This window comes from Kitasatospora sp. NPDC090308 (genome assembly GCF_044769485.1).
Lineage (GTDB): Bacteria > Actinomycetota > Actinomycetes > Streptomycetales > Streptomycetaceae > Kitasatospora > Kitasatospora fiedleri.
In genome coordinates this window covers 157,143-169,246 of the sequence record NZ_JBIVXY010000002.1, presented here as the reverse complement: position 1 = coordinate 169,246, position 12,104 = coordinate 157,143, and the positions used below count along the sequence as shown (strand labels likewise).

General features: G+C 72.9%; 12 protein-coding genes and 1 pseudogene. All 13 read right to left on the bottom strand.

Features of this window, described 5'->3' with window-relative positions; translation table 11 throughout:
• Positions 1-57: 57 nt before the first annotated feature.
• Complete coding sequence (locus tag ACIQVD_RS04765) at positions 58-417, bottom strand: NADH-quinone oxidoreductase subunit A (protein WP_014137597.1); 360 nt, start codon at positions 415-417, stop codon at positions 58-60.
• 415 nt (positions 418-832) lie between these two features.
• On the bottom strand, positions 833-1,744 hold the full coding sequence (locus tag ACIQVD_RS04760; protein ID WP_400682405.1) for a DMT family transporter: 912 nt from the start codon (positions 1,742-1,744) through the stop codon (positions 833-835).
• A gap of 186 nt (positions 1,745-1,930) precedes the next feature.
• Entirely contained in the window at positions 1,931-2,143 is a 213-nt protein-coding gene (locus ACIQVD_RS04755; RefSeq protein ID WP_402286048.1) for a DUF397 domain-containing protein, read from the bottom strand.
• A gap of 27 nt (positions 2,144-2,170) precedes the next feature.
• The gene (locus ACIQVD_RS04750; RefSeq protein WP_402286686.1) at positions 2,171-2,401 is read right to left on the bottom strand and encodes a Scr1 family TA system antitoxin-like transcriptional regulator; all 231 of its coding nucleotides are present in this window, start codon (positions 2,399-2,401) and stop codon (positions 2,171-2,173) included.
• Between the two features lie 43 nt (positions 2,402-2,444).
• Positions 2,445-2,963: pseudogene (locus ACIQVD_RS04745) on the bottom strand (Scr1 family TA system antitoxin-like transcriptional regulator); the annotation flags it as partial.
• A gap of 176 nt (positions 2,964-3,139) precedes the next feature.
• Positions 3,140-4,087, bottom strand: coding sequence for a restriction endonuclease (locus ACIQVD_RS04740; RefSeq protein ID WP_402286046.1), 948 nt, complete (start codon positions 4,085-4,087; stop codon positions 3,140-3,142).
• Positions 4,088-4,276: 189 nt separating this feature from the next.
• On the bottom strand, positions 4,277-5,557 hold the full coding sequence (locus ACIQVD_RS04735; RefSeq protein WP_400682414.1) for a geranylgeranyl reductase family protein: 1,281 nt from the start codon (positions 5,555-5,557) through the stop codon (positions 4,277-4,279).
• A gap of 94 nt (positions 5,558-5,651) precedes the next feature.
• Complete coding sequence (locus ACIQVD_RS04730) at positions 5,652-6,347, bottom strand: demethylmenaquinone methyltransferase (RefSeq protein WP_100836737.1); 696 nt, start codon at positions 6,345-6,347, stop codon at positions 5,652-5,654.
• Positions 6,348-6,391: 44 nt separating this feature from the next.
• Positions 6,392-6,895 carry a hypothetical protein gene (locus ACIQVD_RS04725; RefSeq protein ID WP_111554736.1) on the bottom strand — a complete coding sequence of 168 codons (504 nt, stop codon included), beginning with the start codon at positions 6,893-6,895 and terminating at the stop codon, positions 6,392-6,394.
• Between the two features lie 219 nt (positions 6,896-7,114).
• On the bottom strand, positions 7,115-7,759 hold the full coding sequence (locus tag ACIQVD_RS04720; protein WP_402286042.1) for a hypothetical protein: 645 nt from the start codon (positions 7,757-7,759) through the stop codon (positions 7,115-7,117).
• 13 nt (positions 7,760-7,772) lie between these two features.
• Positions 7,773-8,981 carry a cyclic dehypoxanthinyl futalosine synthase gene (mqnC, locus tag ACIQVD_RS04715; RefSeq protein ID WP_402286040.1) on the bottom strand — a complete coding sequence of 403 codons (1,209 nt, stop codon included), beginning with the start codon at positions 8,979-8,981 and terminating at the stop codon, positions 7,773-7,775.
• Between the two features lie 101 nt (positions 8,982-9,082).
• Positions 9,083-10,774: a serine/threonine-protein kinase gene (locus tag ACIQVD_RS04710; RefSeq protein ID WP_402286038.1), complete on the bottom strand. Its 1,692-nt coding sequence runs from the start codon at positions 10,772-10,774 to the stop codon at positions 9,083-9,085.
• A gap of 132 nt (positions 10,775-10,906) precedes the next feature.
• Positions 10,907-11,794, bottom strand: coding sequence for a menaquinone biosynthetic enzyme MqnA/MqnD family protein (locus ACIQVD_RS04705; protein WP_100836742.1), 888 nt, complete (start codon positions 11,792-11,794; stop codon positions 10,907-10,909).
• Positions 11,795-12,104: the final 310 nt, after the last annotated feature.

The window sequence follows — 12,104 nt, the reverse complement described above, 5'->3', positions numbered from 1 at the left end:
TCTCCATGCCTTCGAGTCCGTTGGCTTGTCCGCCCGTTCACAAACGGCGGCCGGTGGTCAGTCCCACTCCAGGCCGCCGCGGCGCCAGACGTAGGCGTAGGCGACGAACACGGTGGCGATGAACAGGAGCATCTCGACCAGCCCGAAGATCCCCAGGGCGTCGAAGCTGACCGCCCACGGGTAGAGGAAGACGATCTCGATGTCGAAGACGATGAAGAGCATCGCCGTCAGGTAGTACTTGATCGGGAACCGCCCGCCGCCCACCGGCTGCGGGGTCGGTTCGATACCGCACTCGTACGCCTCCAACTTGGCCCGGTTGTAGCGCTTCGGGCCGGTGAGCGAGGCCATCACGACGGAGCCGACCGCGAACGCCGCCGCGATGGCACCGAGTACGAGGATCGGCGCGTAGGCATTCATAGCCCCCGCTCCCTCCGTCCAGTCGTCCTTGACTGCAGATCGGAACCACCAGGTCACCGACGGTGAAATGATGATCCACTTCGTGGGATCCGGCTCCATGTGAGGCAGTTCACAAAGCCAGGTTGGAGCGCATCCTATGCCTGTCCGCTTGTGATCTGCGACACGCAGTTCCCGATGATCTTTGTGATCTTCGCCACCCGACGAAGGCCCACGAAGGCGGATCGATCACCACCGCTCCACCCGATGTGGGCGATTGGCCACATACAGTCGCGATCCGGTGGGAAACGACCGCCGTTCGGCCACGCCCTATATCAATTCTGTGGCGGCCGAGGCAAATTTCGGAGTGATCCGGTGGACGTGATAGTGGATCTCACCCTGGCGGTGGACCCGGCGCGGCAGCCGCTTGACCCTTCGTTCACAAGCTCTCAAGGACGCCCGGCGCCCGCCGCCGCCCCCACTCGGTGCCCGCCAGCACCGCCACCGCCCCCAGCAGCGCGAGCGGCCCCGGCCGGTCCCCCGCCAGCAGCACCCCGCACAGCGCCGCCCACAGCGGCTCGGTGCCCAGCAGCAGGCTCACCCGGGACGGCGAGGTCGCCCGCACCGCCCACAGCTGCACGAAGAACGCGAACAGCGTGCACAGCAGCGACAGGTACAGCAGCAGGCCCCAGCGGGCCGCGTCCAGGGACCCCGCCACGCTCAACGGCGACGGGCCGGCGAACGGTGACGCCAGCACGAACACCGCCGTGGCGAAGGCCAGTTGGACCCAGGTCAGGGCCAGCGCGTCCACCCCGCGCACCGCCCGCAGCCGGGCCGTCGCCAGCACGTTCACCGTCCGCGCCCCCGCCGCCCCCAGCACCAGCAGGTCGCCCGCCGACGGCGCCCGCAGCCCGCCGTCCCCGGTCAGCAGCGCCACCCCCAGCACCGACAGGGCCGCCGCCGCCAGGAACGCCCCCGACGGCGCGCTGCGCCGCAGCGCCGCCTCCGCCAGCGGCGTGAACACCATCGTCAGACTGATCACCAACCCCGCGTTGGTCGCCGAGGTGTGCACCGCCCCGTACGTCTCCAGCAGGAACACCGCCCCCAGCACCACCCCCAGCAGCGCCCCGCCGGCCCACTGCGCCGCCGACAGCCCGCGCAGCCGCCGCCACGCCACCGCCCCCAGCACCGGCAGCACCAGCCCGAACCGCAGCACCAGCACCGCCACCACCGTCTCCGGCCCGGCCACCCGCTTCACCACCAGGAAGCTGGACCCCCACACCACCGCCACCGCCAGCAGCGGCAGGTCCCGCGCGAACCGCGGACGGACATCGAGCGACACCACGGCCACGGCACGGCTCCCGGAAGGGTCGACGGGGGCCCGTGCGGCATCGGACGGGACGGTTCGGAGGGCGCCACTCTCCCGCACCCGGAAGGCGACGGGCAACCGCTTTCCGACCCGCCCGGGCCGGGCGCGGCCCCGCCGACGCCGAGAGCCCCCGCGCCGCCGACTCCGGCCACGCGGGGGCTCCTCGCATCACACCTCGCCGAACGCACCCCGCTTGACGCCCGCGACGAAGGCCGACCACGCGTCCGGGGCGAAGCACAGCCGGGGGCCGTCAGGGTCCTTGGAGTCCCGGACGGTACCGGGGCGGGCGTCGCTCACCTCGACGCAGTTCCCGTTGTTGCCGCCGCTATAGCTGCTCTTGCGCCACTGCTCGGACCGGCCGTAGCGGTCACTCTTGCCCATGTGCGTGTTCCTCCGCCGCCGATGCGATCAGGGGCAGGGATGCCTCCGGCGACAGCGCGGCGGCCCGGACGAAATCATAGGACAGCACGCACTTGGTGACGGTGAACGGATCGTCGACCAGTTGACCTGCGTGGGTCCTTCGAGGTGCGCCGCCGGCGGGGCGTCGGCGAAGGTCATCAGGGACAGCGCGCCCTCCAGCAGCGCGTGGGCACCGGCGGAGTACGGGAGCAGCTGGACGATGATCCGGTTCTCCCGCACCAGTTTCGCGAGGTGGGAGAGCTGTTCGGGCCATCACCGCCGCGCCACCGCTCGGACGGCGGATCGCGCTCTCGTCCAGGACCACCCAGAGCATCGGGCTCGCCGGGCCGTCGAGGATCCGCGCACGGCCCATCCGCAGGCTGACCAGCTCGGCGGTCTCCGCCTCCGAACGCAGCGGCTGGGCGGACCGGAAGAGGGCCCGCGCGTACTCCGGCGTCTGGAGCAGCCCCGGCACCAAGGCCGGGGCGTACTCACTGATCGTCTGCGCCACGGCCTGGAGTTCGGCGGCGGCAGTGAAGTACTCGGCGAAGCGCGTGCGGGTGACCAGCGGGTACAGCCGGGCGAAGTGGCCGTCCGTCCCGAGCGCGCCGTCGAAGCGCTCGGACAGGTCCTCCTGCGGCCGGCGGTCCGCCTTCTCGATCTGGCTGACGTACGTGGCGGAGCAGAAGACCAGCTCCCCCAGCCGCTCCTGCGAGAGCCCCCGGGCTTCGCGCAGTCGGCGCAGCTCCGAGCCGTAGAACGACCTGGGGGACTCGTAGGGGTCCAATTGTTTCGGGTGCACCACGCGTCGGATCCTTCCGACGGCAAGCCTGTGACTGCCCGTCAGGGACGCCCCAGCGTACGGCCGACACCCGCCTCCCCGAGCCGGAAACGTCCCAAGTTCCCCCCCCGGAGCCCCAAGCGAAAGGCGGCGACCAAGCGCCCTCGCACGCGCCCGCCGACTCCCCGGGTCCTGCGTCAGGCCCGCCGGCTTCCGGTACGCCGCCCTTCGGAAGCCGACAGGTTGCCGGCCTCTCGATAGCCGCCCTCCTCCGGCCAGATGACCTCCACCTCGGCGAACTTGCAGAAATCGATCAGGTCCGCCCGGGGCTCCGACGGCACGAGCAGGGCCCAGCTCGTAACCGGTTCGAAGTAGCGCCCGTAGTCGTAGAGTTGACCAACGGCCATCCTGACCGCCTCCCGGGTCACCGTGCCCTTGGCCTCGACGAGACGGTCGGCCGTCTTGTCGTAGAGGTCCGTGATGATCGGCTTGAGCTCCCGGGCCGGAGCGATCCGCTGCCGGACGACGACGTGCCCGGCAGCACGCAGGTGATCTGCGTAGTCCCGCACGAGCTTGGCCTCCCGGCGCTCGGCTTCGTATGGCTCGCGGTGCGGTTCGACGTAGGTGCGCTCGGCGTACTGCTGCTCGATCTCGACCTCCCGCACGATGAGTTCGGATTCGGGCGTGTGCGGAAGCTGGGTACCCGTGGCCGGCGCCGCTTTCACCGGGCGCAGGCGGAACATGATCACGCTGCGGACGGGTCCGTCGTTCGTCTCGGGCGCGTCCGTCAGGTACCACGGGTCCTCCTCGGGCAGCTCGAACTGCCCGATGTACCTGGTCACCCCCGAAGACACCCCCTGGAAGAGGTGGAGGTCCCGCCCGTCCTTGCGGTGGTTCAGGATCGTCAGGTTGCCCTGGGTCATCTTCTGGTCGCCCACCTGGCCTTCGCCCGCGTAGTGGTAGCAGCCGTCCAGGCCCCAACCGTCGAAGTAGCCGTGCCGGTGCCCCTTGATCGGATCGGTGAAGAGCAGGACGACCGGCTTGACCCGTGACGGCCCGATACCGCCCTGCCGGCGACCGCCGTACTCCGCGTGGATCTCCACCCGCTTGAGCTCTTGCCCGATCTCGATGTTCCAGTCGCCCACTCGCCACCATCCAATTTTGGGTAAGAATCTAACCCTATAAATATATCGGCTCTTGGTCGCCTAGAGCTAGCCCCTTTCGCCAGCACCCCGACGACCGGGCCCTGCAACGAGAAGGACGTCCACCGCACCAGGTGCAGTGGACGTCCTTGGACGACCGGTACTTCCAGGGAATCGTGGCGCGCCACGTCCTCAGGCGCGCGGGGCCACCTTGGTCAGGCCGTTGATGATCCGGTCCGCGGCGTCGCCGCCGCTCGGGTCGGTCAGGTTGGCGAGGAGCTTGAGGACGAACTTCATCAGGACGGGGTGGGTGAGGCCGCGTTCGGCGGCGATCCGCATCACCCGGTCGTTGCCGATCAGCTTCACGAAGGCGCGGCCGAGCGTGTAGTAGCCGCCGTAGGTGTCCTTGAGCAGCTGGGGGTAGCGGGCCAGGGCGCGTTCCCGGCCCTCGGGGGTGATCCGGGCCATGGCCTGGACGATGACGCCCGCCGCGAGTTGGCCGGATTCCATCGCATAGGCGATGCCCTCGCCGTTGAACGGGTTGACCAGGCCGCCCGCGTCGCCGACCAGCAGCAGGCCGCGGGTGTAGTGCGGCTGCCGGTTGAAGGCCATCGGCAGGGCCGCGCCGCGGATCGGCTCGGTCATGTTCTCCGGGGTGTAGCCCCACTCCTCGGGCATGCCGGCGCACCAGCTCTTGAGCACCTCGCGCCAGTTCAGGTCGCCGAAGGCGGGCGAGGAGTTGAGGATGCCCAGACCGACGTTGGAGGTGCCGTCGCCCATGCCGAAGATCCAGCCGTAGCCGGGCAGCAGCTTCTTCTGGCCGCCGCGGGTGTCCCACAGCTCCAGCCAGGACTCCAGGTAGTCGTCGTCGTGCCGGGGCGAGGTGAAGTACGTCCGGTAGGCGACGCCCATCGGCCGGGACTCGAGCCGGTGCAGGCCCATGGCCAGCGACAGCCGGGTCGAGTTGCCGTCCGCGGCCACCACCAGCGGCGCGTGGAACTCGACCTCGCGCTTGTCCGGCCCGAGCTTGGCGGTGACGCCGGTGATCCGCCCGGTGCGGTCCTGGACCGGGCCGCTGACGTTGCAGCTCTCGTACAGCCGGGCGCCGGCCTTCTGCGCCTGCCGGGCCAGCAGTTCGTCGAAGTCGGCGCGCTTGCGCACCAGCCCGTAGTCGGGGAAGGAGGCCAGCTCAGGCCAGTCCAGCTCCAGCCGGACGCCGCCGCCGATGATCCGCAGGCCCTTGTTCTGGAGCCAGCCGTTCTCGGTGGACACGTCGATGCCCATGTCGACCAGCTGCTTGACGGCCCGCGGGGTCAGGCCGTCCCCGCACACCTTCTCGCGCGGGAACTCGGTCTTCTCCAGCAGCAGCACGTCCAGACCCGCCTGGGCCAGCCAGTAGGCGGTGCTGGAGCCGGCCGGACCGGCGCCGACCACGATGACGTCGGCGGTGGACTCGACGGCGGTCTCGGTCATACGGGGCTCTCTCCTGAGCGCGTCGGGGGCACGGAGTCGGGGCCGACGCCCCGTCAGCGCCTTTCCGGCGGACGGGGTGCCGAACCCTCGCAGTCTACGGGGCCTTGAAGCCGCGGTGGAGGGCGACGATGCCGCCGGTCAGGTTGCGCCACGCCACCTTCGTCCAGCCCGCCCGCTGGAGCTCGGCGGAGAGCGCGGGCTGGTCCGGCCAGGCCCGGATCGACTCCGCGAGGTACACGTACGCCTCCGGGTTGGAGGACACCCTGGTGGCCACCGGCGGCAGCGCCCGCATCAGGTACTCGGTGTAGACGGTGCGCAGCGGCGTCCAGGTCGGCGTGGAGAACTCGCAGATCACCAGCTTCCCGCCGGGCTTGGTCACCCGCAGCATCTCGCGCACCGCCGTCTCGTGGTCCTGCACGTTGCGCAGCGCGAAGGAGATCGTCACCGCGTCGAAGGACTCGTCGGCGAACGGCAGCCGGGTCGCGTCCCCGGCGGTCAGCGCGAGTTCGGGGTGGCGGCTCTTGCCCTCGCTCAGCATGCCGATCGAGAAGTCGCACGGCACCACGTCGGCGCCCGCCTCCAGGAACGGCAGCGAGGACGTGCCGGTGCCCGCACCGAGGTCCAGGATGCGCTGGCCCGCGACGGCGCCCACCGCATCGGCCACCGCCCGGCGCCAGAGCCGGGCCTGGCCCAGCGAGAGCACGTCGTTGGTGCGGTCGTACTTGGCCGCGACGTCGTCGAACATGGCGGCGACGTCCTGCGGCTGCTTGTCCAGATGGGCTCGGGTCACACGCCCATTGTTCACCTTGCCGCGGCGCGGACCGCCACCAGGGCTCACCGCAGGGCGCGGCGGCCCCCCTTGCGGCGGCGCCGGGAGCGCTTGCCCTGCGTCAGCGCGGGCATCCCCTCGGCGGCGAACGCCACCGTGAAGGCGGCCCTGGCCCGTTCCTCGCCCGCCTGGTGGCGGCGGAAGCGCCAGATCCGCCACAGGCACAGCGCGCACAGCAGCACCGCCGCCGGCACGCTGGTCTGGGCCAGCCCGACGCCCACCGGCTGCGGGTAGGTCTTCCCGCACACCCGCACCGCGGAGGCGTCGTCCGCCGCCCGCTCCAGGCAGATCGGTGCGCCGACCTTGGCGTCGGCCGGCAGCCACAGGTCCGCGGCGGTCAGCCGCCGCCCGTCCACCGGGTAGGCGACCTGGCTGTACGTCCCGCTGCCGCCCGGCAGTTGGGTGACCGTCCCCTCGACCCGCACCGGGTGCGCGTCGATCCGGTCCGCCTGGTCGGCCTGCCGCCAGCCCAGCAGGCACATCGCGAGCGCGACCACGGCGCTCAGCACGGCCCCGACGTACCAGCCCCGAGCCGGTCTGGTCCGAAGACGTTCGGGGGTCGCGGCGCGCATACGTCCTGTTCCTGGCTCGGGTGGAGGTCTGACCGGGATGGTAACCGCAAAGGCCCGTCCAGGTCACGGCCAGTCAGAAAAGCCCGGGTGCTTCGGAAACGAACCGGCCGGGCCCCGCCCGGGGTCCGGTCGCCGCCGCCGTCGCTGCCGCCTGCGTCACCGCCGCCGGTGGAGCAGCCGGCCGTCCAGGACGGTGGCCAGGCAGACCGCCCCGCCGCCGTCCAGCTCCTCGACCGTCCGGGCCGCGAACACGGTGAAGTCCGCCGCCCCGCCGACCGTCAGGGGCCGGTGCAGGGCGGCGGCCAACGGGCCGGCGGCGAGCGGGTCGAGCGGCCCCGGGGCGGTGGCGGTGCCGGGGGTGCCCGGGGCGGTGCGCAGGCCGGAGCGGCCGACCGCCGTGCGGACCGCGGCCCGGGCGAACGGTCCGGTCAGCGCCGTCACGCCGTGGCCGAGCAGCCGTTGCAGCCCGCGCCGGGCGCTGCCGCCCCACTGGCCGTCCGTCAGGCCGTCGGCGGGCGGCAGCGGCTGCTCGCCGATCCCCTCCCGGGGGTCGGGGTGGTAGACGCCCTCCAGCAGCCACGCCCCGTGCCGGTTGAGCAGCCCGGGCACCAGCACCCCGGGCCACTCCCGGACCCGGGCCGGGCTCCCGGCCGCCAGCTCCGCGAACGGGCCGATCGCGGCGACGGCCGCCCCGTCGACCAGCACCGCCCCGTCGACCAGCACCGCACCGGTGGCGGGCGATCCGGCGGCGGACGCCCCGTCACCCGGGCACAGCAGCTCCGCCCGGTGCAGCGTCAGCATCGGACCGGGGGCGTCAGTTCGTCGCCAGGATGGTCAGTTCGGGGTGCGCGGTGCCGCCCTCGATCGCGGTGGAGGCGATGTGCGAGGCGACCCGCGGGTCGACCGGGTCGTTGGCCGGGTCGTCCAGGACCCGCAGGTGCTCGTAGGTGGTGGAGCGCTGGGCGGGCACCCGGCCGGCGGTGCGGATCAGGTGGATCAGCTCGTGCAGGTTGGAGCGGTGCTTGGCGCCGGCCGCGGAGACCACGTTCTCCTCCAGCATGACCGAGCCGAGGTCGTCCGCGCCGTAGTGCAGCGACAGCTGGCCGGCCTCCTTGCCGGTGGTGAGCCAGGAGCCCTGGATGTGGGCGACGTTGTCGAGGAAGAGCCGCGCGACGGCGATCATCCGCAGGTACTCGAAGACCGTGGCCTGGGTCGAGCCCTTCAGGTGGTTGTTCTGCGGCTGGTAGGTGTAGGGGATGAACGCCCGGAAGCCGCCGGTGCGGTCCTGCACGTCGCGGATCATCCGCAGGTGCTCGATCCGCTCGGCGTTGGTCTCGCCGGTGCCCATCAGCATGGTGGAGGTGGACTCGACGCCCAGGCGGTGCGCGGTCTCCATGATCTCCAGCCAGCGCTCGCCGGACTCCTTGAGCGGCGCGATCGCCTTGCGCGGCCGCTCGGGCAGCAGTTCGGCGCCGGCGCCCGCGAACGAGTCCAGGCCCGCGGCGTGGATCCGGGTGATCGCCTCCTCGACCGTGACGCCGGAGAGCTTCGCCATGTGCTCGACCTCGGAGGCGCCCAGCGAGTGGATCACCAGCTGCGGGAAGGACGCCTTGATCGCGGCGAAGTTCCGCTCGTAGTACTCGACGCCGTAGTCGGGGTGGTGCCCGCCCTGGAACATGATCTGGGTGCCGCCGAGCTCGACCGTCTCCGCGCAGCGGCGCAGGATCTCGTCCAGGTCCCGCGACCAGCCCTTGTCGCTCTTCGGCGGCACGTAGAACGCGCAGAACTTGCACGCCGTCACGCAGACGTTGGTGTAGTTGATGTTCCGCTCGATGATGTACGTGGCGATGTGCTCGACGCCCGCGTACCGCCGCCGGCGCACCGCGTCGGCCGCCGTGCCGAGCGCGTGCAGCGGGGCCGAGCGGTACAGCTCCAGCGCCTCCTCGGCGGTGATCCGGCCGCCCTCGGCCGCTCGGTCCAGCACGGCCTGCAACTGGGTGGCGGAAAGGTTCTGCTCGGACACCTGGCGGGCCTGCTTTCTGCGTCGGAGGGGCGGACCCGCCCAGCCTACGCCAGCGCATTTCGCCGCCGCCGCAGCCCTCTTCCCGCGCCGCCGCGGGCCCGTCACTGCTTGGCCAGGTCGCCCTCCGGATCGGTGCCGAGCTGCGCCCCGCTGACCGCCAGGTGCAGCCCGCCGCCGTCGAGCAGGGTGTAGCGCTGCTTCTCGGGCACGCCGGTGCAGGCGCTGTCGTTGCCGTCCGGGCGCTCCTGGAGCAGCACCTCGCGGTCGGTGGCGGAGAGCAGGGTGAGCACGCCCCGGCAGACGGTGCTGTCGAACGCGGAGGCGTTGCCGGTGCGCCCGACGTCCTCGCCGACCCGGCCCGCGGTGAAGGTCACGGTGAAGGTGGACGGCAGCGGGACGATCTTGGTGGTGATGGTGCCCTTGAAGGTGCCGAGGAACGCGCCGGGCAGCGCCGCGCCGCCGCCCGGGGCCGGCGACCCCGTCCCGCTCGCGCTCGTGTCCGCGCTCGTGCTCGTGCTCGCGGCGGTGCTCGGGCCCGCCGTGCCGCTGCCGCTCGGGCTCGTGCCGGCCCGGGGCGTCCCGCCGCCGCCCGTGCCGGGAGTGCCGCCGCCACCCGCCGTCCCGGTGGCGGCGTCCTGCCCCGGCGAGGGGCTGCCGCCGGGGTCGGCCGACGACCAGGGCAGGTGGCCGCCGGCGGCCAGCCCGCCGTAGGCCGCGGCGGCCAGCACCGCGACCGCCACCGGCACCGCCCACCGCGCCCGGCGCCGCGTACGTTCCTCCGCCGGGCCCCGGTCCCGCGTCCGGTCCCGCCCGGGTTCCGGGGCCGGTCCGGTCGGGCGCCGTCCGCCGTCGAGCACGGTGGGCATCCGGTCGACGGCCACCGCGCCGGTCGGGCCGCTGTCGCCCTCCAGGTCGAGGAGTTCGACCGCGGCCCGGCCGACCGCGGCGGCCAGCGGGCCGGGCAGCCAGCCCTCGGGGCCGTCCGCGGCGGCGGGGGCGAGCCGGGCCCGCAGCGCGGCGGGGGTGGGGCGCAGCGCCGGGTCCTTGGCCAGGCAGGCGGTCACGACCGCGCGCAACTCGCCTCCCAGGCCGCCGAGTTCCGGCTCCTCGTGGAGCACCCGGTAGAGCAGGACGGCGGCGCTGACGCCCTCGCCGAACGGGGCGGTGCCGGTGGCGGCGAAGGCCAGCAGGGCGCCGAGCGAGAAGACGTCGGCGGGCGGTCCGGTGGGTGCGCCGGCGGCCTGTTCGGGCGACATGAAGCCGGGCGAGCCGACCACGTAGCCGCTGTGGGTGACGGCGGAGGCGGCGTCCAGCGCGCGGGTCACCCCGAAGTCGATCAGCCGGGGCCCGTCCAGGGTGAGCAGCACGTTGGACGGCTTGACGTCCCGGTGCACCAGGCCGAGGGCGTGCACCTGCTCCAGGGCCTCGGCGAGCCGGACGCCGAGCGCGTGCACCGAGGGGACGGGGAGCGGGCCGGCCGTGCGGACGGCCTCGCCGAGCGCGGGGCCGGCCACGTAGCCGGTGGCGAGCCAGGGGCGGGGGCCCTCGGTGTCGGCGTCCAGCACCGGGGCGGTCCAGCGCCCGCCGACCCGGCGGGCGGCGGAGACCTCCTGGCGGAACCTGGCCCGGAACTCGGGGTCGTCGGCCAGTTCGGGGCGCACCACCTTGACCGCGACGGTCCGCCCGCCCGCGGTCCGGCCCAGGTAGACCCGGCCCATGCCGCCGGCGCCGAGCCGGCGCAGCAGCCGGTAGTCGCCGATCGCCGTCGGGTCGTCCGCCGTCAGCAGTTCCATGCCCGTCCCCCTCACGCCGCCGGGGCGGCGCCCGGCCCGGCCGTCCGATCATCCCAGGACGGCCGCCGGCCGGGAACGCCGAACCGCCCGGCCGCGGCTCGGGCCGCGGACGCCGGACCGCCCGGGCGCGGCTCAGGCCACCGCGGGCGCGGCCTCCAGCAGCCGGATCGGCACGTCGGGGGCGAAGCCGCTGTCGGCGGCGACCCGGCGGGCGAACTCGGCGATGCCGGCCAGCTGGCGCTCGCCGAGCGAGAAGTCGAGCGCCTCGGAGAAGTAGGTCTCCAGCAGCGGGGCGTCGAACTCCTCCCAGCGGGCGGCCTGCTCGGCGACCTTGCCGGCCTCGGCCAGCGAGAGGTCGCGGGACTCCAGGAAGGCCCGGTGGACGGCGGCGGTCAGCGCGGGGTGCCGCTCGGCGTACTCGCGGCGGGCGGCCCAGACCGCGAAGACGAACGGCAGGCCGGTCCACTCCTTCCACATCGCGCCGAGGTCGTGCACGGCCAGCCCCTGCCGGGGGGCCTGCTCCAGCGAGGCGCGCAGCGCGGGGTCGCCGATCAGGACGGCGGCGTCGGCGTCGGCCAGCATCGCGTCCAGGTCGGGCGGGCAGGAGAAGTACTCGGGGCGCACCCCCTCGCGCTCCTCCAGCAGCAGCCGGGCCAGCCGCACCGAGGTGCGGCTGGTGGAGCCGAGCGCGACCCGGCGGCCGTCCAGCTCGGCCAGCGGGACCTTGCTGACGATCACGCAGGACATCACCGGGCCGTCGCTGCCCACCGCGATGTCCGGCAGCACCACCAGCCGGTCGGCGTTGCGCAGGTACTCCACGCAGGTGATCGGGCCGATGTCGAGGGCGCCGGCCACCAGCCGGTCGCTCAGCTTCTCCGGGGTGTCCTTGCTCAGGTCGAGATCGAGCAGGTTGCCCGTGCGCGCGAGACCCCAGTAGAGGGGAAGACAGTTGAGGAACTGGATATGCCCGACCCGCGGCCTGACCGCGGTCTCCGGCCGTTCGGCATCCCTACTGCTCACCGTGTGCTCCCTTGCGGTTGGTGCCCTCCCGGCAGGGTATGCCCGCTGATTGGGACGGTTCGCACCCGGTGTCCGACACACCGTCCGACACCGCTGTTCACCCCTGGTCGGGGCAGCCACCGCGTGCTACCGTTCCCCTCAGTTGCAGTTTGATTCCCCTTGCAGTACTTGGAGCCTGCGGAGCATGTAACCGCAGGCTTTTTGTAATTTTTCAGCAGTATCAGGCATCAATTGAGTTTGATTGAAGCACTGTGCGAAAAACTCCGGACTCGTCCGGAGGCAGGGCGATCAGCGCAGCGGACCCGGGCGC